Source organism: Devosia sp. (assembly GCF_041917035.1).
Taxonomy (GTDB): Bacteria; Pseudomonadota; Alphaproteobacteria; order Rhizobiales; family Devosiaceae; genus Devosia_A.
This window is the reverse complement of the sequence record NZ_JAYRYM010000002.1, coordinates 16,696-38,117: the sequence shown is the minus strand read 5'-3', so window position 1 is coordinate 38,117 and position 21,422 is coordinate 16,696. Positions and strand designations below refer to the sequence as shown.

Here is a 21,422-nt window from a genome sequence, read left to right as displayed (position 1 = left end):
CCCCTTGGCTGTCGCGCTGTTCATCGGCGCCGATGGCGTGCTTTCGGCCGGCGCCTTGCGGGGCTGGCTCGAGGCAGGAAACGTCGTGGCGGAGTACTGGACCGACTATCCGCCGCGGCCGCGGCCGAGCCTCGAATCGCTGCTCGCTCCCGACTGGACGGTGCGCGGGCTGCTGCGGCGGCACGGCATCGCCCAGCGCGCGGTTCGCCTCCGGGCGCTGGCTGATGCCCGAGCCGAGGTTCGCCGGCTGGCGGTCGACACGCTGATCACGGCCGTGACGATGCAGATTGTCCGGCCCGAGATCCTGGATCTCTTCGGGGCGCGGGCGGTGAACTTCCACCCCGCGCTCCTGCCGTTCTACCGGGGGCCGTCGCCGTTTCTCGGCACCATGCTCGACGAACGCGACGATTGTGCCGGCGCCACCCTGCACGTGCTCAGCCCGGGTATCGACGAGGGTCCGGTGATCGACCAGATCGCCGTGCCCTACGAGGCGACGGGGCGGCGATACGCCGCCTGGGTGGCGCGGCACGCACTGGCCTTTCGCCGACTGGCGCGCGACTCGTTGCCCAGCTACCTGCGCGGAGGGCTCTCCGCCCGGCCGCAGGCACCGGGCAGCTATCGCCGCGTCACCGAGGAGGCGATCCTCGGGGCCGGGGTGTCGCTCGATGAGGCACGCCGGAGGCTGCGACTGGCGGAACGCTCGCGGCGGCTGGTGACCATGGTTCCGGGCAGGTCCCGTCCGGTATCGCTGAAGCGGCTGCCGGCGGTGCTGGGGCCTTCGACCGGGGCCCGGCCGCGGCTCGGCCTCTTCTCGGTGGAGTTCGATCTCGCCGACGCGCGCGTGCGGATCGCCCGTACCACCGGCATCGATCGACAGCTCGATCGCGTCGAGAGCCTGGCCGAGCTGCTGGGCGCTCAGCTGTAGCGCTCCTCCTTCCAGGGGTCGGCGTGGTTGTGATAGCCGCGCACCTCCCAGAAGCCGAGGTGGTCGCGTTCGGCAAACTCGATGCGGCGCAGCCACTTGGGGCTCTTCCAGAAATACAGGTGCGGCACCACGAGGCGCACGGGCCCGCCGTGTTCCAGAGTCAGCGGTTCGCCTTCCCAGCTGTGAACGACCATGGCGTCGTCGGACGCGAAATCCTCGATGGCCATGTTCGTCGTGTAGCCGTCGTTCGAGGTCAACAGCACATGTCGTGCCGTCGCCTTGACGCCCACCACCTCCATCAGCTGGTGCGTGGTCACGCCCTTCCAGCGGTTGTCGTATCGCGACCAGCTGGTGACGCAGTGGATGTCGGTGGTTCTCTCCGACTGCGGCTGTGCCATCAGGTCGTCGAAGCTCCAGCTCTGCGGGTGCTCGACCTCGCCGCCGATGTCGAGCCGCCAGACCTGCCTGGGCACGTTCGGCGTCTGCCCCAGGTCGAGCACCGGCCATGTCTTGACGAGATGCTGGCCCGGCGGCAGGCGGTCGTCCTCGGCGCGGCTGAGCTTGCCGGTGAGGAACTTGCCCATCTCCGCCCAGCGGGACTTGGCCTTCGTCAGCTTGCTGTCTTCGGGAGGATCGTCGTCGGCCATTCTCGCCTCGCAATTTCCGGCGGGAGGGTGAACCAGCGGCGGCGCATGTCAATGCACATCTGGCGCAACGCCCGGTTGCGCAAGGACCGATTTCGCGGGGGCAGGGCATTGTCGGGGGGCACGGTGGTCCCCATGTCATCGGCAGACGCTCAACATCGGAGACTGATGATGCTGAACCCTGAAGACCGCCGTGCCATCGAAGGCCTGTTCGACCGCCTGGCCGAGGCCGAGCGCCGCGCGCCGGATCGGGACCGCGAGGCCGACGAACTGATCCGCGGCGAGATTGGCCGGCTGCCCAACGCTCCCTACTACATGGCTCAGACCATCGTGGTGCAGCAGCAGGCGCTCGAGGCGGCCGAGAAGCGCATCAAGGAGCTCGAACAGGAGGCGCGCGGCCGCGAAGCGCGTCGCGGCCCGTGGGATCGCGCGCAGGACGATGGCTACGACCAGCGGCAGCGCGGCGGCGGCTTCGGTGGCGGCGGCTTTCTCGGCGGCGCCATGCAGACCGCCCTGGGCGTGGCCGGCGGTGTCCTGCTGGGCAGCGCGATCGGCTCGCTGTTCGGCGCCGGCGGAGCGCATGCGGCCGAGGCCCCCGCGGACAGCGGTCAGGATGCCGGTGGGCAGGACGACACCAACGATGCCGGTGGCGGAGACGACATGGGCGGTGACGACTTCGGCGGTGACGGCGGTTTCGACATGGGGGGCGACTTCTGACGGGAAGGTGATGGGTTGCCTAACCGGGGAATCGACTGGCACTATCCGCGGCGATGGCAGATCCCCAGCTTGACGTGACCGCGGCCGAAAAGCGCGAGAGCCCCGATTTCCGGCTCTCGACGCTGCTGACCGAGATCGCCACCGGCAGCGAGGACGATCGCATTTCCATCGGCGACCTGCTTGCGGCGATGAACCAGCGGGCGCTGGGGGCGATGATCTTCATCTTCGCGGTCCCCGTGGCGCTGCCGCTCCCGCCGGGCGTCTCGACCATTTTCGGGGCGCCGCTGCTGTTTCTGACCGCGCAGTTGATGCTCGGCCTCAAGCCCTGGCTGCCGCGGTTGATCACCGACCGGTCGCTGACGCGGCGGGAGTTCGGCAAGATCGTCACGACCGTCACGCCCTGGTTGCTGCGGGCGGAGAGCGTGATGCGGCCGCGGCTGAGCTTCGTCGGTGGGCCGCCCTTCGTCTACCTGCTGGGCTTTGTCTGCCTGATCGAGTCGATCATCCTGTTCCTGCCCATTCCGCTCGGCAACATGTTGCCGGCCCTTGCCGTGAGCATCATGTCGCTGGGGCTGCTGGCCCGAGACGGCCTGTGGATGCTGATCGGCCTGCTGACCGGCGTCGTCGCCGTGGTGATCGTCTGGGGCGTTCTGTGGGCCATGGTGTTCGCCGCGCTGTTCGTGATCGGCAACGTGCTCGGCATCACCTTCTAGGGCGCGTTCCGGAGAATTGGCAGCCGTTTTCCGGATCGGAAGCGCGACAAATCAAAGGCTTGGGCGATTTCAGTGTTTCAAGGAAACGGTGAAATCCCGCAGGCGGCCAGGGCGCTACCAGTAGGCGAGCATCGAGAACGGGTTGTTGGTGAAGGTGCCGGCCTTGCGCTTCTCGTAGAAGCTGTTTCCGCCCGCTTCGAGCACATAGTACATGTTGTCGTAGGGGAAACTGTGGCCGGCGGTATGGAAGTGCTTCACCTCGCGGCTCAGCGTCGCGTGGCGGGCTCCCGAGAGGACGCGGTCGGCGACGCGGTAGGCGCGTTCCTTCGAGGCCTTTTCCTTCATCGGCTTGACGAGGACACCGGGCGCGAACTGGTTCTTCTGGCCGACGACGCCGCAGACGGTCTTGGGGTAGGCCTTGTCGGCGACACGGTTCATCACCACCGTGCCCACCGCCAGCATGCCTTCGTCGCTCGAGCGGTTGGACTCGAAGTACATGGCGCGGGCGAGACAATCCCGAGACGACAGGTGCGCAAAGGGCGACAGAGTCCCGCACCCCGCCAGGAGGGAAGCGAACAGCGGTACCGCCAGCAGCAGTCCTTTTCGGGGGAACACGTGGAACTCCGGAAGGCAGCATAGACACGGAAGTCGGGCCGCAAGGGCCCGATTGCCGGAAGATGTACCGGTTCCGGTTAAGGGCTGGTTTGCGCGGGTGTCGGCGGCCTGCGCCTTCGGTGGCGTCGGGCACGCCAGGCGGAGCTGTCCTGCCGAAAGGCCGTGGGACAGTCTCGCTCGTCGCGGGTTCCGGAATGGGCGAGGGCAGGGCCACGGCCGGTGGCTTGTCCTGCCCTCTACTTAAGCGCCGCCAGATTGCTACGAGTTTGTTGACGAGGCGTTAACGGTGGCCGGAAGGCAGCACGCCACGCCGGTAGAGGTGCCAGGTCGCGTGCCCGAGGACCGGTACCACGATGCACAGGCCGATCAGCATGGGCAGGGAGCCGAGCATCAGCAGTGCCGCGACGACGATCCCCCAGGTGGCGGCCACCAGCGGGCTGCGCATGACCAGCCGCACCGATGTCAGCACGGCGATGGCCGCGCCGACATCGCGATCCAGCAGCAGAGGGACGGCGACGATCGAGGTGGAGAGCACCACGACGGCGAAGCCCAGTCCCAGGAGGTTGCCCCACAGCATCAGGCTGGTGCCCTGGGCGGTGCCGAACACCTCCGCGACAAAAGCGGCCAGCGAGGGCGGCGAGCCTGGCCCGAAAAGGCTCTCGTAGAGGGACTGCGCCGTCATCAGCCACAGCGTGAACAGGACCAGCATCATGACGCCGACGGCCACGATGGAGGGGAAGGCCGGACTGCGGAATACGGACAATGTGGCGATCCAGCCGACATCGGGCTCGGTCTCCTGGCGTCGACTCATCTCGTAGATCGGCAGCGCCACAAGCGGGCCAACAAGGGCAAAACCGGAGATCAGGGGGAAGATGAGGGGCCAGGAATTGGTGCCCGAACTCCACACGGCCAGGGCCGCGCCGACGAGCGGGTAGATCAGCCCGAGAAAGGCGAGGTGCGAGGGACGGCGCCAGAAGTCCCGCCATCCCTGGGTGAGGGCAAAGCCGAGATCGGCGAACCGGAGGTGCCGCACCTGCGGGATGTCCAGCCGGTCGCCGGCCGCGGTGAGGACATGAAAGCCACCAGCCATTCGAACCTCCTCGACGAAGCCAATCGAGGCAGGTCAAACTCCGCTGGGCCAAGTCGCCGGGCGGAACCCGCACCTGCGTCCACGAGGTCGTCACTCTAGACCCATTCGCCGGTCGCAACAAATGGACTCTGCGTGATGGCCGGGATCGGTTCGTGCCGACTTGCGGGCCGCGGGTATCGCCCCCACATCTTGCGGAAGGCTTGTGCGAGGAAACCATGTCCAAGGAAAACGCCCGACTTCACCGCCAGTTCGATCGAATCGGGCGGGCCGTTCCGGCCTCGACCGGGTTTCTGAACTGGGTCCGTCAGCCGTCCTCGCGCTGGGTCCGCATTCCGCTCGGTATCGTGCTGATCCTGGGCGGCGTCTTCAGCTTCCTGCCGATACTGGGCGTCTGGATGCTTCCCCTCGGCCTGTTCCTGCTGGCCCTGGACCTGCCGTTCCTGCAGGGGCCGCTCAACCGGCTGACGCTCTGGGCGCAGCGCAAGTGGACCAACTGGCGGCGCAGCCGGCGCAAGTCCTGACCGTCACCCGAGAAGGTAATTGGCGGCGGCGGATTCGAGCACGTCGACGGCGTGGGCGAGCTTGCTGTCGATGACGTGCAGGTACTGCGTCCAGTCCTCCAGCCGACCCAGTTCGCGGTCGCCGTCCGAAATCCCCCGGATGGCGATCAACGGGACATCGAAGCGCTGGCACGCCCGCAGCACGGCGTAGGTTTCCATGTCGACCATGTCGGCCGCGATGTTGGCGTAGGCTGCCCCCGAGACGATGTTCGCCCCGGTCGACAGGGTGGCGGTTGCGAGACCCGGCACCAGCGGGGCCAGGGGCAGGGTGGCCTCCAGCCCGAGGAACGGCGTCACACCCGGCTCGAAGCCCAGCGGGGAGGCGTCCATGTCGCGGTAGCTGACCGAACGCGCCTGGTAGACGCCGGCCTGTTCGAGCCGCGCCGAGCCGGCGGAGCCGAGCGAAACGACGTAGTGGGGCAGCCTGCCGGCGTGGCGCAGCCGCTCGAGCGCCAGCGTCACGGTCACGGCGGCCTCCACCGGGCCGACGCCGGTCATCACGGGAGTGATGCGGGCACGAAGCTCGGGGCCGTACTCGTGATCCAGGGCCATCACGTAGAGCAGGTCGGCGGTGCGGGGGCGTAGGGCCATCGATCGAGCTCCGGTTTGGCATTTCCGGCCGCGAGGCGTAGTCTGCCCCGGTGGTGCATGCAAGGGAGGAAGCCATGCTTCAGAACCGCCGTGCCTACCCGACTATTCCGGCAAGCGACATCGAGCGCGCCAAGGCCTGGTACAGGGAGAAGCTGGGCCTCTCGCCCGCCTCGGAGGATCCTGCGGGCGTTCGCTACGCGCTGGGTGGAGGCACCGGCTTCCAGCTCTATCCGACAGGGGTCGCCGGGCAGGCCCCAAACACGCTGATGGTGTTCTCCTCCGAGGACATCGACGACGACGTGCGCACGCTGCGGGGGCGCGGCGTGGTGTTCGAGGACTATGACTTTCCGGGGCTGAAGACCGTGAACGGCATCGCCACTCTCGGTGCCGTGCATGCCGCCTGGTTCCGGGATTCCGAGGGCAACATCCTCGCCATCGGTGACGGGCCGAACTGATCATCGGCCCGACTGTCGCCTGTGGGCCGACTTGATCGGCCGACTGTCGCATTGACACGACGCGCGGCGGGCAACAGTCTGCCGCGCCATGACCGCTGCTCTCCCTTCGACCACTGCCCGACGGCTCGTCGCCGCCATTGATGCCCGCCGGGATGACCTGGTCGCGCTGACGCAGGACCTGATCCGGATTCCTACCGTCAACCCGCCCGGGAACAACTACCGGGAGATCTGTGACTACCTCTCGAACAGGCTAAAGAAATCTGGCTACTCGACTGAGATCATTCGTGCCGATGGGGCCGTAGGCGATATCGACAAGTACCCGCGCTGGAACGTCGTCGCTCGGCGCGAGGGCGCGTCTGCGGGCGAGACCGTGCACTTCAACTCGCATCACGACGTGGTCGAGGTCGGTCGCGGCTGGACGGTCGATCCGTTCGGGGCCGAACTGAGGGACGGTCGCATCTACGGGCGCGGCACCTGCGACATGAAGGGCGGCCTCGCCGCCTCGATCATCGCGGCGGAGGCCTTTGCCGCGGTCGTGCCGGACTATCGCGGCGCCATCGAGATTTCGGGGACAGCGGACGAGGAGACGGGCGGCTACGGCGGCGTCGCCTACCTGGCGGAGCAGGGCTACTTCTCGCCGCAGAGGGTGCAGCACGTCATCATCCCCGAACCGCTGAACAAGGACCGGATCTGCCTGGGGCACCGTGGCGTGTGGTGGGCCGAGATCGAGACATTCGGCCGGATCGCGCATGGTTCGATGCCGTTCCTGGGCGACAGCGCCATCCGGCACATGGCGGCCGTGCTGCGCGCGTTCGAGGATGTGCTCTACCCGGCGCTGAGCCGCAAGCACACGGCGATGCCGGTGGTGCCGCCCGGCGCGCGGCAGTCGACGATGAACATCAACTCGATCCACGGCGGCCAGGCGGAGCCCGAGGGCGGCTACACCGGTTTCCCGGCGCCGGTGGTGGCCCATTCCGCCCGGATCGTCATCGACCGCCGTTACCTGATCGAGGAGAGCCCCGCTGCCGTGCGGCAGGAGGTCATCGATCTGCTGGAGCGGCTGAGGGCCGAGCGGCCGGGGTTCAGCTACGAGGTCCGCGACCTGTGGACCATCCCGCCGACCATGACCGAGAAGGACGCGCCGGTGGTGCGCTCCGTCGCCCGCGCCATCGGCGCGGTCATGGGCGTTTCCCCCGAATATGTCGTCTCGCCGGGCACCTACGACCAGAAGCACATCGATCGCATCGGCCGGCTGAAGAACTGCATCGCCTACGGGCCGGGTATCCTCGACCTGGCCCACCAGCCCGACGAGTGGGTCGGCGTCGACGACATGCTGGACTCGGCCAAGGTCATGGCCCTGACGCTCGATGACCTGCTCGGGCGCAAGCAATAGAACGACTTTCCCGGGTTCGGCCGCCCCGCGTAAAAACGACGCTATGCAACCGGTTCACGCGACGCCCGAAGAGTCCTAGGATCAGCTCAGGGCCGCGACAGGGATCGGCCTGCAACAGAAGGGAACACCATGCGCAACTCATTGGTCGTGCTGGCACTTGCCGGCGCACTGGCAATGACCACGGCGTTGACTCCGGCATTCGCGCAGGCCCGGACCGACGTCAAGATCGGCCTCGTGCTGGAGCCGCCCAGCCTCGATCCGACCGCCGAGGCCGCCGCCGCCGTCGACGAAGTCGTGTACGCGAACGTCTTCGAGGGACTGACCCGCTTTGCCGCCGACGGCTCGATCATTCCGGCGCTCGCTAAGTCCTGGGATATCTCCGCGGACGGGCTGACCTACACGTTCCACCTCGTCGAGGGGGCCAAGTTCCACGACGGGACCGACTTCAACGCCGACGACGTCAAGTTCTCGCTCGATCGCATCAATGCCGAGGGGTCGTTGAACGCCCAGAAGGCCCTCTACGCCTCCATCGCCTCGGTGGAGGTCGTCGATCCGGCCACGGTCAAGCTGTCGCTCAAGCAGCCGGATGGCAACCTGATCTACAACCTCGCCTGGGGCGATGCGGTGATGGTGGCGCCCGAGAGCGCCGACAACAACAAGGTGAACCCGATCGGCACCGGGCCGTTCGTGTTCAAGGACCGCGTCGAAGGCGACCACATCACGCTGGAAAAGAACGGCGCCTACTGGGGCGCGCCGGTCGCGCTCGACGCGGCGACATTCCGCTTCATCGCCGATCCCACCGCGGCCTTCGCGGCGCTGCAGGCCGGCGATGTCGACAGCTTCCCCAACTTCCCGGCGCCCGAGACGGTGGCGCAGTTCCAGAGCGACCCGCGCTTCCGTGTGGTGGTCGGGGCGACGCAGGGCGAGACCGTGCTGTCGATCAACAACGCCAAGGCGCCGCTGGACAACGTCAAGGTGCGCCAGGCCATCGCCCATGCCATCGACCGCCAGGCGATCATCGACGGGGCGATGTTCGGCTACGGCACGCCGATCGGCACCTTCATGTCGCCGGCCAGCCCGGACTATGTCGATCTGACCGCGCAGTCGAACTACGATCCGGAAAAGTCCAAGGCGCTGCTCGCCGAGGCCGGGATCACCGACCTGACGCTGTCGCTGAAGTTGCCGCCGGTCGAGGGCTATGCCCGCCGCGGCGGCGAGATCATCGCCAACCAGCTGGCCGCGGTCGGCATCAAGACCGAGACCACCAACGTCGAATGGGCGCAGTGGCTGGGTGAGGTGTTCACCGACAAGAACTACGACCTGACGATCGTCTCGCACACCGAGCCGAACGATATCGGGATCTTTGCCCGCGAAGGCTACTACTTCCAGTACAACAACGCCGCCTTCAACCAGATCATTGCCGACCTGGCGGTGACCTCGGACCCGGCCAAGCGCTCGGAACTGCTGAAGGCCGCGCAGCAGAACCTCGCCGACAACTACGCCGTCGGGTTCCTGTTCGAACTGGCCAAGGTCGGCGTCGAGAACGCCAAGCTCAAGGGCATGTGGGAGAACGCGCCGACCCAGGCGACCGACCTCACCGGGGTCTCCTGGGAACCGTGATCGTGACGGGGCGGGCCGCTGGCCCGCCCCATTTCCCGAGTTGACCAACCGATCCTCCCACAACCACGGCGTCACCGGCGCGTGTGGCCGCGCCGGTGAATCCAGCTGATGTCCTCGTTCCTTCTCGGGCGGCTCGTCTCGCTGGTGCTCAGCCTCGTGGCTGCGAGCATCGTGATCTTTCTCGTCATCGAGGTGGTCCCGGGCGATCCGGCCCAGTTCATGCTGGGCCTCAATGCCACGCCCGAGGCGGCCGAGACGCTGCGCCAGGCGCTCGGGCTGAACGGACCGCCGCTCGAGCGCTACGCCACCTGGGTGCTGGGGCTGCTGCGCGGCGATTTCGGCATCAGCTACACCTACAAGGTGCCGGTGGCGCAACTGATTGCGGATCGCATCTGGATCAGCCTGCCGCTGGCGCTCTATGCGCTGGCCCTGTCCACGCTGATCGCCTTCCCGGTCGGCATCCTCGCGGCGGTGCGGCGAAACTCGGCGACCGACGTCACCATCATGGGGGCGACGCAACTGGGGGTGGCGGTGCCGAACTTCTGGTTCGCCATGCTGCTGGTGCTGCTGTTCTCGATCACGCTGCGCTGGTTCAACGCCGGCGGCTTCGCCGGCTGGCAGGATCCACTGATGGCGATGAAGTCGCTGACCCTGCCGGCCATCGCCCTGGCGCTGCCGCAGGCCTCGATCCTCGCGCGGGTGATGCGGTCCTCCCTGCTCGATACGCTCGGCGAGGATTACATCCGCTCGGCCCGCGCCAAGGGCCTGAGCCGGTGGCAGACGCTATGGCGGCACGCGCTGCGCAACGCCCTGATCCCGGTGCTGACCATCATCGGGCTGCAGTTCAGCTTCCTGCTCGCCGGTGCCATCATCATCGAGAACGTCTTCTTTTTGCCCGGGCTCGGCCGGCTGGTGTTCCAGGGCATTACCTCGCGCGACCTGATCGTGGTGAAGTCGGTGGTGATGCTGCTGGTGTTCGCCGTGATCCTCGTCACCTTCCTCGTCGATGTGACCTACGCGCTGGTCGACCCGCGACTGCGGAGGGCAGCGCGATGAGCGCCATTGCCGCGGCTCGCGCATCGGACAGCCTGTGGCGGGCAGCCCTGCGCTCGCCGAACTTTCTCATCGGCGCCACCATCACGGCGGTCTTTGTCCTGCTGGCACTTGTCTCGTTCGCCTGGACGCCGTTCGAGGTGACGGTGCAGAACATCCCCAACAAGCTCAAGCCGCCGACGCTGGAGCACTGGCTGGGGACCGACCATTTCGGGCGCGACATCTTCTCGATGATCATGGTCGGGGCGCGCACCTCGATCGCCGTGGCCTTCGTGGCGGTCAGCATCGCCATGCTGGTCGGGGTGCCGGTCGGGTTGCTGGCCGCCGCGAAACGGGGCACGCTGCTCGACGACGTGCTGATGCGCTCCAACGACCTCGTTTTCGCTTTTCCGGCCCTGCTGATCGCCATTCTGATCACCGCCGTGTTCGGGCCGGGGGCGATCAACGCCATCATCGCGGTGGGGCTCTACAACATGCCGGTCTTCGCGAGGCTGGCGCGGGCGGGCGCGCTGAGCCTGTGGCAGCGCGAGTTCATCATGGCGGCACGCGTGGCGGGCAAGGGGGCGGCGCGGATTTCGGTCGAGCACATCCTGCCCAACATCCTCAACACGCTGGTGGTGCAGGCGACGATCCAGTTTGCCCTCGGCATCCTGGCCGAGGCGGCCCTCGCCTATGTGGGGCTCGGCGTGCAGCCGCCGACCCCGAGCTGGGGCAAGATGCTGGCCGACAGCCAGACCATGATCTCGCTGGCACCGCACGTCGCGCTGGTTCCGGGAATCACCATTGTCCTCATGGTGCTGGGCGTGAACCTTCTGGGCGACGGGCTGCGCGACGTGTTCGATCCCAGGCTGAGGCGAAGCCGCTGATGGCGCTGCTCGAGGTTCACCATCTGTCGCTTCGTATCGGCTCGACGAGCATCCTCAAGCATATCGACCTCGCGGTCGATGCCGGGGAGATCCTCGGCGTGATCGGGGAGTCCGGGTCCGGCAAGTCGATGACGGCGCTCTCGATCATGCAATTGCTGCCGGCCGGAGCGACGACGACGGGATCGATCGCCTTCGAGGGGCGCGAGGTGCTGGGCCTGCCCGACGCCGAGATGCGGAAGATCCGGGGCGACCGCATCGGCATGGTGTTCCAGGAGCCGATGACGGCCCTCAATCCGGTCAAGACCATCGGCGAGCAGATTGCCGAGACGGCGCGCGTCCATGGCAGGATGAACCGGCACGATGCGATGATCGTGGCGCGCGAGACGATGGAGCGCGTCGAACTGCCGGTCGAGCGGTTTCCGCTCGACCGCTATCCGCACGAGTTGAGCGGGGGCCAGCGCCAGCGCGTCGTCATCGCCATGGCCATCGCCATGCGACCGAAGCTGCTGATCGCCGACGAGCCGACCACGGCGCTCGACGTCACCACGCAGGCACAGATCCTCAGGCTCCTCAACAGGCTGGTCGACGAGGATGGGATGGGGATGATCTTCATCACCCACGACCTCGGGGTGGTCGCCGGGCTGGCCGACAAGGTGGCCATCATGCGGCAGGGAGAAGTGGTCGAGGCGGGGCCGACCGTCGCCCTGTTCCGCAACCTCCGGCACCCGTACTCGAAGGCGCTGTTTGAGGCCTCCTCGCACGTGCCGCCGCGGGTGCCTCCCGCCATGTCGGGTGGCGTTCCGGTGCTGTCGGTCGACAATGTGGTGCGGGAGTATCCACTGCCGCGCCGCAGCCTGTTCGCACCCCGCCAGGTGCTGCGGGCGGTGAACCGCGTCAGTCTGCGCATCGAGCGGGGTGAGAACGTCGGCCTGGTAGGGGAATCGGGCTGCGGAAAATCGACGCTGGCCCGGGCGATCATGGCGCTCGAGCCGATCGAGGGCGGGGCGATCAGCATCGATGGCGAGGCCGTCGATCCGCGCCGCGGGGCCCTGCCGGCGACGCGGCGCAAGCTGCAGGTGGTGTTCCAGGATCCCTATGGCAGCTTCAACCCGCGGCATCGGGTCGATCGCCTGGTCAGCGAGCCGTTCCATCTGCTGGGCAGCGCGGCGCCGACCGGGGCGGAACGCGACCGCCGGGTCGCTCGCGCGCTCGACGAGGTCGGTCTGGCGGCGTCGGATGCCGACAAGTACATCCACGAGTTCTCCGGTGGACAGCGGCAGCGCATCGCCATCGCGCGGGCGCTGATCATCGAGCCCAGGCTGATCATCCTCGACGAGGCGGTCTCGGCGCTGGACGTGTCGATCCGGGCGCAGATTCTCGACCTGCTCGCCGACCTGTCGGACAGGCTGCAACTGAGCTATCTGTTCATCTCGCACGATCTGGCGGTGGTGCGCTCGATCACCGATCGGGTGCTGGTCATGCGGCGCGGCGAGATCGTCGAGAGCGGCGAGACCGAGGCGGTGTTCCGCAATCCACAGCACCCCTATACGCAGGAACTTCTGGCGGCGACGCCGAACCTGGAGGCGGCGCTGGCGGCGCGGGAGAGCGATGGCCGCTGACGACGAAATGGCCCGAAGGCGTGTGACGACCAGTCCGTCGTCGCCCTGTGACGAGTGACAAGAATGAGCGAGCTGAACCTGTTTTTCGATCCGACCAAGTGCTTCATCGGCGGGCGCTGGGTGGCGCCGCTGGGCGGCGACTACCTGCCGATCGAGGACCCTTCGACCGGCGCCACCATCGGCGCCGTCCCGAGGGGGCAATCCGCCGACGTCGATGCGGCAGTGGCGGCCGCCCATGCTGCCCTCGCGGGGGACTGGGGACGGACCCCGGCGGCGGAGCGTGGCCGCATCCTGACGCGGATCGGGCAGAAGGTGCTCGAACGGGTCGACGACCTGGCCCGCATCGAGGCGATGGATGTCGGCAAGCCGCTCAAGCAGGCGCGGGCCGACGCCCTGGCGCTCGCCCGCTACCTCGAGTTCTATGGCGGCGCCTGCGACAAGATCATGGGCGAGACCATTCCCTATCTCGACGGCTACACGGTCTATACGCTGCGCGAGCCGCACGGGGTGACGGCACACATCATCCCGTGGAACTACCCGATGCAGATCATCGGCCGCTCGGTGACCGGGGCGCTCGCCATGGGCAATGCGGCGGTACTGAAACCGGCCGAGGAGGCCTGCCTCACCGCCATCGCCTTTGCCAGGATCGCCGAGGAAGCGGGACTGCCGGCGGGTGCGCTGAACGTCGTGCCCGGGCTCGGCGAGGAAGCGGGCGCGGCGCTGACGGCACACCGGGGAATCAACCATATCTCGTTCACCGGGTCGGTGGGGGTCGGCCGTCTCATCCAGCACGCCGCGGCCGAGAATGTCGTGCCGGTGACGCTGGAGCTGGGGGGGAAGTCGCCGCAGGTGGTGTTCGAGGATGCCGACCTCGACAGGGCGCTGCCGTTCCTCGTCAATGCCGGTATCCAGAATGCCGGGCAGACCTGCTCGGCAAGCTCCCGCATCCTCGTGCACCGGTCGATCCACGACGAAGTGCTGGAGCGGATGGCAGCGCGCTATAACGGGCTGCGGGTGGGACCGGCAATTGCCGATCTCGACCTCGGGCCGCTGGTGTCCGAGCGGCAGAAGGAGATCGTCGGCGGCTTCCTCGGCGATCTCGGCGGCGGCGAGGTGGCGGGGCAGGGGACGATCGTCGGCGACGCTCCGCGCGCCGGGCACTACCTCGCGCCAACGCTGGTGGCGAGGGTGCGCCCGGACGACCGGCTGGCGCAGGACGAGATCTTCGGCCCGGTGCAGGTGGTGATCCCGTTCGAGGACGAGGCCGAAGCGGTGGCGATCGCCAACGGCACCGACTACGGGCTGGTTGCGGGCGTGTGGACGCGCGACGGCGGGCGCCAGATGCGCATGGCCAAGGCGATCAAGACCGGGCAGGTCTTTCTCAACAATTACGGTGCCGGCGGCGGCGTGGAGCTGCCGTTCGGCGGTGTGGGCAAGTCCGGGCACGGTCGGGAAAAGGGATTCGAGGCGCTGTATGGCTTCTCGGTGTTGAAGACGGTGGCGGCCTGGCATGGGTAACTGGGAACGGCCCCTCACCCCGCCCTTCGGGCACCCCTCTCCCTCAAGGGGAGAGGGGAGGTGTGGGGCAAATCTTCCCTCTCCCCTTGAGGGAGAGGGTGGTCGCGCAGCGACCGGGTGAGGGGAAGAATCGAGGAAAGCATGAGACTTGAAAACAAGGTCGCCATCGTGACCGGCGGCGCATCAGGGTTCGGCGCCGGCATCGTGCGCAAGTTCGCGGCCGAGGGCGCGCGGGTGCTGATCGCCGACATCAACCTCGAGGGTGCGGAGGCGCTGGCGCGGGAGCTGGGGCAGAAGGCCGGGCACGTGGACGTCAGCAAGGACGCGAGCGTCAACCAGCTGGCGGCAGCGGCGCTGATGGCGTTCGGCAAGGTCGACATTCTCGTCAACAATGCCGGCGTGTCGCACCTGCCGGCGGCGCTGGACGAGATTTCGGAGGCGGATTTCGATCGCGTGTTCAATGTGAACATGAAGTCGGTCTACCTGACGGCGCGCCACCTGGTGCCGCATTTCAAGGCGCGCAGGACCGGGGCGATCCTCAACGTGGCCTCCACGGCGGCGGTGAGCCCGCGGCCCCGGCTGAGCTGGTACAATGCCAGCAAGGGCTGGATGGTGACGGCAACCAAGTCGATGGCGATCGAACTGGCGCCGCTCGGCGTGCGCGTCAACGCGATCAATCCGGTGGCCGGTGAGACTCCGCTGCTGAAGACCTTCATGGGCGAGGACACGCCTGAGATCCGGGCGAAATTCCTGTCGACCATCCCGCTGGGACGCTTCTCGACCCCCGAGGACATGGGCAATGCCGCCTGCTTCCTCTGCTCGGACGAGGCCAGCATGATCACCGGGGTGGCCCTTGAGGTGGATGGGGGCCGGGTGATCTAGCCGGGCCGGGCAGGAACTGGGGATAGACACTTTCCGGCCCCCCGGGGAGCGCTGTAAGTCCTTGTGGCGCAAGCGATCTTGAGTGCGCTCGCCATGATTCGGCCACGTTTGTGAACGGCCGTATCCCCGGACACTCCGCAATGTCAGCGTGTCGCGTGGACAGCGCCACGGGTGGGTCTATATTTGACCATGTGGACAAATCGTGTGGGCCAGCATGGCACAGGACGCTCTCGGCAATGACGTCAGTATCGCCGATGCCGCGACGCTCGCAGGTATCGACGACTTCGTTCTGGGCTTTCTCGGCTATGAGAAGAAGGCGGCGAACATCCTCGCCTCGGCCGACGCGGCGCCCGACTCGACCCTCGCCAACGTCTATGCCGGCTTCATCTGGATGTTCCTCGAGGCATCGGCGGCACCGGCCATGGCGCGGCGCTACCTCGAGGCAGCGACCAGGGCCTCGCCGGGGGCCAACGAGCGCGAGCGGATGCTGCTGGCCCAGCTCGAGCGCTGGGTGGCGAACGACGTCCCCGCGGTGCAGGCGATCGGGGACGAGATCGTCGCGCGGTTCCCCCGTGACCTGGCTGCGGTGAAGCTGCACCAGTATCACAGCTTCAACCGTGGGGATGCAGCGGGCATGCTGCGGATCGGCAAGGCCGCAGAGGCGGCGAACCGCGACAATGCCCACCTGCACGGCATGCTCGCCTTCGCCCACGAGCAATCGCACCAGCTGGAGGCGGCCGAGCGCGAGGCCCGTCTGGCACTCGAGCTCAGGCAGAAAGAACCCTGGGCGCAACACGCGCTGGCCCATGTCATGCTCGGCCAGGGCCGAGTGAGGGAAGGCGTCGCCTTCCTGACGGAGGCGCAACGGACCTGGGTCGACCTCAACTCCTTCATGTACACGCACAACTGGTGGCACAAGGCGCTGTTTCACCTCAGCGAGGGCGACAACCAGGCGGTGTTCGACGCCTACGACAACCATGTCTGGGGCATCGAGCCGGACTACTCGCAGGACCAGGTCGGCGCGGTGTCGCTGCTGGCCCGAATGGAGGTCGCCGGGCTCGATGTCGGCGATCGCTGGCAGGATGTCGCCGAGCACATGAGGGGGCGCGCGGGCGACACGGTGCAGCCGTTCCTGACCCTGCAGTACCTCTATGGCCTCGCAAGGGCGGAGTATGCCGAGGCCGACCTGCTGCTGCAGGCGGTGGAGGACAAGGCGGCTCGTTCGACGGCGTTCGATCGGCTGGTCTGGCAGCAGGTGGCGCTGCCGGCGGCACGCGGTGTGCTGGCGCATGCGCGCCGCGACTACGCCGGGGCGGTGCACTGGCTGTCGATCGCCAATCCGCGCCTGACCGAGATCGGCGGCAGCCACGCCCAGCGCGACCTGTTCGGACAATTGCTGCTGGATGCCCATCTCAAGCAGGGCAACTGGGCGGTGGCGCGGCAGATGCTGGACGTACGGCGCACCTGGGACCCGGACGGCGTACCGCTCAACCGGGCGCTGGAACTGGTCAACGCGAAGCTGGCGGCGGCCTAACCGGCTGCTCTACACAACCAAGACAAGGAGCCCGGATGCGAACCGGACCACGCAACCTGATCACCGATGTCGAGGGACTCCTCGTCGGCAATGCCGAGGACTACCGGATCAAGACCGGCACCACAGTGTTGGTGGCGGACCGTCCGTTTCGCGCTTCGGTCGACGTCATGGGTGGCTCGCCCGGTGCGCGCGAGACCGAACTCCTCGCGCCCGACAAGCTGGTGGAGGATATCGACGCGCTGGTGCTTTCCGGTGGTTCGGCCTTTGGTCTCGACGCCGCGTCGGGAGTGACTGACGGCCTGCGGAAGCTGGGCCGCGGGTTCCGCGTCGAGAAGGCAACCGTGCCGATCGTTCCGGGAGCGATCATCTTCGATCTGCTGAATGAAGGCGACAAGGACTGGGACGAGAACCCCTATCGGGATCTGGGACGGCAGGCTCTGGCTGCGGCCGGGCGGGACTTCGCGCTTGGTACGGCGGGCGCCGGCGTGGGGGCTCTGACGGCCAACCTGAAGGGCGGCCTCGGCTCGGCCTCACTTCAGATTCCCGGCGGGTACACGGTCGGCGCCCTGGTTGCCGCCAATCCGACCGGCAGTGTCACCATGGGCGACACCCGGCACTTCTGGGCCGCACCGTTCGAGGTCGGCGACGAGTTCGGCGGACTCGGCTGCTTCTCTGGGCCGCTGGACTTCGCCCAGACGGCCCGCTCCAAGCGGGACTGGGTGAACCCCATCGCCAACACCACGATCGCCATCGTCGCCACCGACGCCGACCTGACCAAGGCGCAACTCAAGCGGCTGGCGGTGGCAGCGCAGGACGGCATCGCGCGCGGCGCCAGCCCGTCGCATACGCAGGTGGACGGCGACCTGATCTTCTCGGTGTCCACCGGGGCACGGGCGCTCGACAATCCCATCGCCAACGTCATGCATATCGGCCACGCCGCTGCGGTTTGCCTGGCCCGGGCGATGGCGCGCGCGGTCTATCTCGCCAGTCCCGCGCCCCGCGACGTGGTGCCGACCTGGCGCGAGAGATGGGGGCGATAGCGGCCGCTCCTCAGGGCTTCTGCTTCACATGGTAGCAGAAGTCGCAGTGGCCATCGCCGTTCATGCAGGTCTTGCTGCGCTCGAGCCGCAGGCCGAGTTCATCGGCCATCGCGTAGTCGCCATCGCAGATCAGCAACTCGCCAAGGTCGCGAGCACCGATCTGCTCCATGAACTCGGCATAGTCGCAGTGATTGACCTGGTTGCGCAGCAGCGAGTCGGTCTGTTCCAGCGTCTCGAATTCGTAGCGGATGCCGGCGCCGAAGCCGGCGAATTCGGCGGCGAGGGTGGGAATGTCGAGCAAGCTGCCGCGCTGGGCGACCATGGCGCGATTGGCCTGGTCGAGCGCCTCGCGCACCAGTTGGTGCGCCCGCTCCTTGCCGAGGGCTGCCTCCATGGCGCGGACGAGCGGCACCTGCGCCTGCACCTGCAGGGTAATGCGCTGGAACGGGGTCAGTTCAGGCATGTGCGTCTCCAATCGGCCCGCCATGATGCCACCGGAGCTGCCCGAGGGGAAGGTTTCGAAGGGTTCAGTTGCGGCCGCAGCGCAACAGGGTTTCGCGCTTGCCGTCATCGACAACGAGGTTGATACCGTCGCCGCTCGGGGCGAAAACCGGCGTCAGATGAAGCGTCTCCTCGCCACAGGCGGCGGCAAAGCTTCCGTCGTTGTTGTCGACAAGCGTGATATCGCAGGTCCGCGCCGCAGACGTCAGCCTGCCGGCGGAAATGACGACGACCGATCGCTGGTCGCCGCAGGTGGTGAGATCGGCCGACCAGGTCCCGAGCAATGGCTGTGCCCCTAGAGGCAGCCTTGTCGGGGTGGACGGCTTCGATACGGCCGGCTCTACGGGGGCGGTCTTCGCCGGAGCCTCGACCGCAGGTCTCGGGGCGGGTTCGGCGCTGCCGCAGGCGGCAACCGTCAGCGTCGCGGCAGCGAGCAGTAGTCCTGTTGTGACACGCATGGTCGAATCCCGGGCCGTTTTTCTGCGGCCAAGCGATGGACGGCCATTGCGGCCTCAATGTGAGACGCGATAGCCGGTTGGACGAAGCGGAGGCAATTGGATGCCCGAAATCTACGTGGACGCCGATGCCTGCCCGGTCAAGGACGAGGTGCTGCGAGTCGCCGGGCGCCACGGGGTGGTCACGATCTTCGTCGCCAATTTCGGCCTTCGGCCCTCGCGCGACCCGATGATCCGCAACGTCATGGTCCCCCAGGGAGCGGACGCGGCCGACGACTGGATCGTCAGCCACATCGCCGCGGGTGATCTGGTGGTAACCTCGGACATCCCGCTGGCCGGCCGGGCTCTGCAGCAGGGCGCGATCGTCCTCGGGCCGACGGGCCGGCCGTTCACCGCGCAATCGATCGGCATGGCGCTCGCCATGCGGGAGCTGAACCAGCACCTGAGGGAGACCGGAGAGAGCCGGGGCTTCAACGCCGGGTTCAGTGCGAAAGAACGCCAGGCCTTCCTGCAGGCCTTCGACGAAGCGGTGCAGCGAGCGCTGCGCGGGCAGGCAAGTCGGTAGACCTCAGGCCTACCAGTTCGCTGCCCTGTCCCCTCCGACGAACTGGGCGCTGCGCGAGGTGTACTCGAAGAGCTCGATCTTCACGCCGTTCGGATCCGCGGTCCAGGCCTGCCAGGTGTCATCGACGCCGAGCTTCTTGTCGGTGATGGCCACACCCTGCGCCCGGATCGCGGCGATGGCGTCGTCCAGTGAGTGCACCTCGAGGCAGATGTGGTTGATCTGATCGGTCTCGGCAAAGGCCGCAGCAGCCTTGAGGAACACCTCGATGTTCGTCGTGCCGCCGGCGGTGAGATAGAATCCGTAGGGCGCACCGTTGCGGGTGAAGCGGAACGCCACGGGCAGGCCGAGGACGCCCGACCAGAACGCCTCGGTCGCGTCGAGGTCGCGTGCGAAGATGCACACATGCGCCACTTGCCTGACGATTGCCACCACGGTTCCCACCTCGAGAGAAAAACATCCTAGGTTTCGAGGCGCATATTAACGATAAAACAGCCGCTCGAGCAAGGGTGCGCTGTCGTTCAATCGGAACCGAAGCCGACGCCGGCACGTTCCGGCAGGACCATCCAACAAAGGAGACGCTCCATGACAACGCTCAGCGGCCACACCAGTGCCATTCGTGCTTCGCTCGTGATCGGCACCGACGTGAAGGACAACGAGGGCAACGTGATCGGCAAGATCGAGGACGTGGTGCTCGACAAGACCCAGAACGCCGTCATGTTCGCGGTGGTGGGATTTGGCGGGCTGCTCGGCATCGGCGAGAAGTACCATCCGCTTCCGTGGTCGGTGCTCGACTACGACGAGGCCGAACAGGCCTATGTCGTGCCCTACACCAAGGAGCAGCTGAAGGCCGCGCCCAGCGACACCATCAACGCGCTGACCCGCGACGACGGTGCGGCGCATCGGGACCGGGCATTCGACTACTATCAGGTTCCGAAATACTGGAACTGACGGCGCGCCCAGGTCGATGGGGGAGGGCGGTGCACGCGCGCCGCCCTTTTCACTGTAGAGGCGTGGTCGGGCTGGTGCGATTTCGGCCAGCCCGCGATAGTCTGCCCGCGAATTTGCGTGGGAGGCGGATATGGCGCGCGTGGTCATCATCGGAGGCAGCGGGCATGTCGGGACCTACCTGGTGCCACGGCTGGTCGAGGCCGGTCACGCCGTCGTCAACGTGACGCGCGGCCAGCGCGCGCCGTACCAGGCTCATGGGGCCTGGAAGTGGGTCGAGACGGTGCATATCGACCGCGCGGCCGCAGAGTCCGACGACAGCTTCGGAACCGCCATTGCAGCACTTGGCGGCGACGTGGTGATCGACATGATCTGCTTCACCCTCGGCAGCGCTCGGCACCTGGTCGAGGCGCTGCGGGGAAGGGTGCAGCACTTCCTCCATTGCGGCACGATCTGGGTCTACGGCCACAATGCCGCGGTGCCGGCAACCGAGGATCAGCCGCACAATGCCTTCGGTGCCTACGGGACGCAGAAGGCGGCGATCGAGGCCTTTCTGCTCGGCGAGGCGCGGCGCGCGGGGTTTCCGGCGACGGTGTTCCGGCCGGGACACATCGTCGGGCCGGGATGGGATCCGCTGAATCCGGCCGGGCATTTCAATTCTGCCGTGTTCTCGCAGATCGCACGGGGCGAAGAACTCCTGCTGCCGAATTTCGGGCTCGAGACGGTGCACCACGTGCATGCGGACGACGTGGCACAGCTCGTTACGAGAGCGATGGCCAACTGGAGCGGCTCGATCGGGGAGGCGTTCAACGCCGTGTCGCCGCAGGCGGTGAACCTCAGGGGCTATGCCGAGCACATGTACCGATTCTTCGGGCATGAGCCCCGGCTGAACTACCTCCCGTTCGAGCAGTGGAAAACGACGCAGCCGGACGAGGAGGCGCAGGCCACCTGGGAGCACATCGCACGCAGCCCCAGCCACTCGATCGCCAAGGGGCAGCGGCTGCTCGGCTACCAGCCGCGCTATTCCTCCCTGGCTGCCGTCGAAGAGGCGGTGACCTGGCTCTTGGCGAACGGGCGAATAGACGGAGCACACGCGGCGCGCTGACAAAAATCCGGCCGGC

Annotated in this window: 23 protein-coding genes and 1 pseudogene; 17 read left to right on the top strand and 7 right to left on the bottom strand. The window is 67.4% G+C overall.

Annotated features, from left to right (window positions below):
• The first annotated feature begins 4 nt into the window (after positions 1-4).
• Positions 5-925 (top strand): formyltransferase family protein, encoded by a 921-nt coding sequence (locus ACE3TU_RS00765; protein WP_374618917.1) that lies wholly within the window; start codon positions 5-7, stop codon positions 923-925.
• On the opposite strand, the gene ACE3TU_RS00760 is transcribed toward ACE3TU_RS00765, so the two are convergent.
• A complete protein-coding gene (locus tag ACE3TU_RS00760) occupies positions 916-1,572 on the bottom strand; it encodes a sulfite oxidase-like oxidoreductase (protein WP_374618914.1) in 657 nt (218 codons plus the stop codon). The genes ACE3TU_RS00765 and ACE3TU_RS00760 overlap by 10 nt on opposite strands.
• A gap of 168 nt (positions 1,573-1,740) precedes the next feature.
• Here ACE3TU_RS00760 and ACE3TU_RS00755 point away from each other — a divergent pair, with 168 nt between their 5' ends.
• Positions 1,741-2,286, top strand: a complete 546-nt coding sequence (locus tag ACE3TU_RS00755) for a DUF2076 domain-containing protein (RefSeq protein WP_374618911.1) — start codon at positions 1,741-1,743, stop codon at positions 2,284-2,286.
• A 53-nt stretch (positions 2,287-2,339) separates the two neighbouring features.
• Complete coding sequence (locus ACE3TU_RS00750; RefSeq protein ID WP_374618909.1) at positions 2,340-2,999, top strand: exopolysaccharide biosynthesis protein; 660 nt, start codon at positions 2,340-2,342, stop codon at positions 2,997-2,999.
• Positions 3,000-3,164: 165 nt separating this feature from the next.
• Here the strand turns inward: ACE3TU_RS00750 and ACE3TU_RS00745 are convergent.
• Positions 3,165-3,578: pseudogene (locus ACE3TU_RS00745) on the bottom strand (cell wall hydrolase); the annotation flags it as partial.
• A 316-nt stretch (positions 3,579-3,894) separates the two neighbouring features.
• Positions 3,895-4,704 carry a DUF2189 domain-containing protein gene (locus ACE3TU_RS00740; RefSeq protein ID WP_374618907.1) on the bottom strand — a complete coding sequence of 270 codons (810 nt, stop codon included), beginning with the start codon at positions 4,702-4,704 and terminating at the stop codon, positions 3,895-3,897.
• Between the two features lie 215 nt (positions 4,705-4,919).
• On the opposite strand from ACE3TU_RS00740, the gene ACE3TU_RS00735 reads away from it, so the two are divergent.
• Positions 4,920-5,225 (top strand): hypothetical protein, encoded by a 306-nt coding sequence (locus tag ACE3TU_RS00735; RefSeq protein WP_374618905.1) that lies wholly within the window; start codon positions 4,920-4,922, stop codon positions 5,223-5,225.
• A gap of 3 nt (positions 5,226-5,228) precedes the next feature.
• Here ACE3TU_RS00735 and ACE3TU_RS00730 read toward each other — a convergent pair whose 3' ends face one another.
• Positions 5,229-5,855, bottom strand: a complete 627-nt coding sequence (locus ACE3TU_RS00730; RefSeq protein ID WP_374618903.1) for a 5'-methylthioadenosine/S-adenosylhomocysteine nucleosidase — start codon at positions 5,853-5,855, stop codon at positions 5,229-5,231.
• A 74-nt stretch (positions 5,856-5,929) separates the two neighbouring features.
• On the opposite strand from ACE3TU_RS00730, the gene ACE3TU_RS00725 reads away from it, so the two are divergent.
• The 10 genes from ACE3TU_RS00725 (at position 5,930) to ACE3TU_RS00680 (ending at position 17,835) form a co-directional block, all read left to right on the top strand.
• The gene (locus ACE3TU_RS00725) at positions 5,930-6,310 is read left to right on the top strand and encodes a VOC family protein (protein ID WP_374618901.1); all 381 of its coding nucleotides are present in this window, start codon (positions 5,930-5,932) and stop codon (positions 6,308-6,310) included.
• Between the two features lie 88 nt (positions 6,311-6,398).
• Complete coding sequence (locus ACE3TU_RS00720) at positions 6,399-7,703, top strand: acetylornithine deacetylase/succinyl-diaminopimelate desuccinylase family protein (RefSeq protein ID WP_374618898.1); 1,305 nt, start codon at positions 6,399-6,401, stop codon at positions 7,701-7,703.
• A gap of 129 nt (positions 7,704-7,832) precedes the next feature.
• Entirely contained in the window at positions 7,833-9,323 is a 1,491-nt protein-coding gene (locus tag ACE3TU_RS00715) for an ABC transporter substrate-binding protein (protein ID WP_374618895.1), read from the top strand.
• Positions 9,324-9,431: 108 nt separating this feature from the next.
• The gene (locus ACE3TU_RS00710; RefSeq protein WP_374618893.1) at positions 9,432-10,379 is read left to right on the top strand and encodes an ABC transporter permease; all 948 of its coding nucleotides are present in this window, start codon (positions 9,432-9,434) and stop codon (positions 10,377-10,379) included.
• The gene (locus tag ACE3TU_RS00705) at positions 10,376-11,242 is read left to right on the top strand and encodes an ABC transporter permease (RefSeq protein WP_374618891.1); all 867 of its coding nucleotides are present in this window, start codon (positions 10,376-10,378) and stop codon (positions 11,240-11,242) included. Before ACE3TU_RS00710 ends, ACE3TU_RS00705 begins: the two co-directional genes overlap by 4 nt.
• Positions 11,242-12,861 (top strand): ABC transporter ATP-binding protein, encoded by a 1,620-nt coding sequence (locus tag ACE3TU_RS00700; protein ID WP_374618888.1) that lies wholly within the window; start codon positions 11,242-11,244, stop codon positions 12,859-12,861. The genes ACE3TU_RS00705 and ACE3TU_RS00700 overlap by 1 nt, the downstream gene beginning before the upstream one ends.
• Positions 12,862-12,924: 63 nt before the next feature.
• Positions 12,925-14,379: an aldehyde dehydrogenase family protein gene (locus ACE3TU_RS00695; protein WP_374618885.1), complete on the top strand. Its 1,455-nt coding sequence runs from the start codon at positions 12,925-12,927 to the stop codon at positions 14,377-14,379.
• Between the two features lie 141 nt (positions 14,380-14,520).
• Entirely contained in the window at positions 14,521-15,261 is a 741-nt protein-coding gene (locus ACE3TU_RS00690) for an SDR family oxidoreductase (protein ID WP_374618882.1), read from the top strand.
• A gap of 214 nt (positions 15,262-15,475) precedes the next feature.
• Entirely contained in the window at positions 15,476-16,795 is a 1,320-nt protein-coding gene (locus ACE3TU_RS00685; RefSeq protein ID WP_374618880.1) for a tetratricopeptide repeat protein, read from the top strand.
• Between the two features lie 35 nt (positions 16,796-16,830).
• On the top strand, positions 16,831-17,835 hold the full coding sequence (locus ACE3TU_RS00680; protein ID WP_374618877.1) for a P1 family peptidase: 1,005 nt from the start codon (positions 16,831-16,833) through the stop codon (positions 17,833-17,835).
• Between the two features lie 10 nt (positions 17,836-17,845).
• On the opposite strand, the gene ACE3TU_RS00675 is transcribed toward ACE3TU_RS00680, so the two are convergent.
• The gene (locus ACE3TU_RS00675) at positions 17,846-18,298 is read right to left on the bottom strand and encodes an L-2-amino-thiazoline-4-carboxylic acid hydrolase (RefSeq protein ID WP_374618875.1); all 453 of its coding nucleotides are present in this window, start codon (positions 18,296-18,298) and stop codon (positions 17,846-17,848) included.
• A 64-nt stretch (positions 18,299-18,362) separates the two neighbouring features.
• Positions 18,363-18,794, bottom strand: coding sequence for a hypothetical protein (locus tag ACE3TU_RS00670; RefSeq protein ID WP_374618872.1), 432 nt, complete (start codon positions 18,792-18,794; stop codon positions 18,363-18,365).
• A gap of 100 nt (positions 18,795-18,894) precedes the next feature.
• On the opposite strand from ACE3TU_RS00670, the gene ACE3TU_RS00665 reads away from it, so the two are divergent.
• Positions 18,895-19,356: a YaiI/YqxD family protein gene (locus ACE3TU_RS00665; RefSeq protein WP_374618870.1), complete on the top strand. Its 462-nt coding sequence runs from the start codon at positions 18,895-18,897 to the stop codon at positions 19,354-19,356.
• A 9-nt stretch (positions 19,357-19,365) separates the two neighbouring features.
• Here the strand turns inward: ACE3TU_RS00665 and ACE3TU_RS00660 are convergent, their stop codons facing one another.
• On the bottom strand, positions 19,366-19,785 hold the full coding sequence (locus ACE3TU_RS00660; RefSeq protein WP_374618867.1) for a VOC family protein: 420 nt from the start codon (positions 19,783-19,785) through the stop codon (positions 19,366-19,368).
• A 153-nt stretch (positions 19,786-19,938) separates the two neighbouring features.
• Between ACE3TU_RS00660 and ACE3TU_RS00655 the strand changes: the two genes are divergently transcribed.
• Both ACE3TU_RS00655 and ACE3TU_RS00650 read left to right on the top strand, forming a co-directional pair.
• Positions 19,939-20,304, top strand: coding sequence for a PRC-barrel domain-containing protein (locus tag ACE3TU_RS00655; RefSeq protein ID WP_374618864.1), 366 nt, complete (start codon positions 19,939-19,941; stop codon positions 20,302-20,304).
• A gap of 130 nt (positions 20,305-20,434) precedes the next feature.
• A complete protein-coding gene (locus ACE3TU_RS00650; protein ID WP_374618862.1) occupies positions 20,435-21,406 on the top strand; it encodes an NAD-dependent epimerase/dehydratase family protein in 972 nt (323 codons plus the stop codon).
• The last annotated feature ends 16 nt before the right edge of the window (positions 21,407-21,422 follow it).

Coding starts and splice junctions, on each gene's coding strand:
- ACE3TU_RS00760 (WP_374618914.1), bottom strand. CDS start 1,572: ATGGCCGACGACGATCCTCCCGAAGACAGCAAGCTGACGAAGGCCAAG.
- ACE3TU_RS00755 (WP_374618911.1), top strand. CDS start 1,741: ATGCTGAACCCTGAAGACCGCCGTGCCATCGAAGGCCTGTTCGACCGC.
- ACE3TU_RS00750 (WP_374618909.1), top strand. CDS start 2,340: ATGGCAGATCCCCAGCTTGACGTGACCGCGGCCGAAAAGCGCGAGAGC.
- ACE3TU_RS00740 (WP_374618907.1), bottom strand. CDS start 4,704: ATGGCTGGTGGCTTTCATGTCCTCACCGCGGCCGGCGACCGGCTGGAC.
- ACE3TU_RS00735 (WP_374618905.1), top strand. CDS start 4,920: ATGTCCAAGGAAAACGCCCGACTTCACCGCCAGTTCGATCGAATCGGG.
- ACE3TU_RS00730 (WP_374618903.1), bottom strand. CDS start 5,855: ATGGCCCTACGCCCCCGCACCGCCGACCTGCTCTACGTGATGGCCCTG.
- ACE3TU_RS00725 (WP_374618901.1), top strand. CDS start 5,930: ATGCTTCAGAACCGCCGTGCCTACCCGACTATTCCGGCAAGCGACATC.
- ACE3TU_RS00720 (WP_374618898.1), top strand. CDS start 6,399: ATGACCGCTGCTCTCCCTTCGACCACTGCCCGACGGCTCGTCGCCGCC.
- ACE3TU_RS00715 (WP_374618895.1), top strand. CDS start 7,833: ATGCGCAACTCATTGGTCGTGCTGGCACTTGCCGGCGCACTGGCAATG.
- ACE3TU_RS00710 (WP_374618893.1), top strand. CDS start 9,432: ATGTCCTCGTTCCTTCTCGGGCGGCTCGTCTCGCTGGTGCTCAGCCTC.
- ACE3TU_RS00705 (WP_374618891.1), top strand. CDS start 10,376: ATGAGCGCCATTGCCGCGGCTCGCGCATCGGACAGCCTGTGGCGGGCA.
- ACE3TU_RS00700 (WP_374618888.1), top strand. CDS start 11,242: ATGGCGCTGCTCGAGGTTCACCATCTGTCGCTTCGTATCGGCTCGACG.
- ACE3TU_RS00695 (WP_374618885.1), top strand. CDS start 12,925: ATGAGCGAGCTGAACCTGTTTTTCGATCCGACCAAGTGCTTCATCGGC.
- ACE3TU_RS00690 (WP_374618882.1), top strand. CDS start 14,521: ATGAGACTTGAAAACAAGGTCGCCATCGTGACCGGCGGCGCATCAGGG.
- ACE3TU_RS00685 (WP_374618880.1), top strand. CDS start 15,476: ATGGCACAGGACGCTCTCGGCAATGACGTCAGTATCGCCGATGCCGCG.
- ACE3TU_RS00680 (WP_374618877.1), top strand. CDS start 16,831: ATGCGAACCGGACCACGCAACCTGATCACCGATGTCGAGGGACTCCTC.
- ACE3TU_RS00675 (WP_374618875.1), bottom strand. CDS start 18,298: ATGCCTGAACTGACCCCGTTCCAGCGCATTACCCTGCAGGTGCAGGCG.
- ACE3TU_RS00670 (WP_374618872.1), bottom strand. CDS start 18,794: ATGCGTGTCACAACAGGACTACTGCTCGCTGCCGCGACGCTGACGGTT.
- ACE3TU_RS00665 (WP_374618870.1), top strand. CDS start 18,895: ATGCCCGAAATCTACGTGGACGCCGATGCCTGCCCGGTCAAGGACGAG.
- ACE3TU_RS00655 (WP_374618864.1), top strand. CDS start 19,939: ATGACAACGCTCAGCGGCCACACCAGTGCCATTCGTGCTTCGCTCGTG.
- ACE3TU_RS00650 (WP_374618862.1), top strand. CDS start 20,435: ATGGCGCGCGTGGTCATCATCGGAGGCAGCGGGCATGTCGGGACCTAC.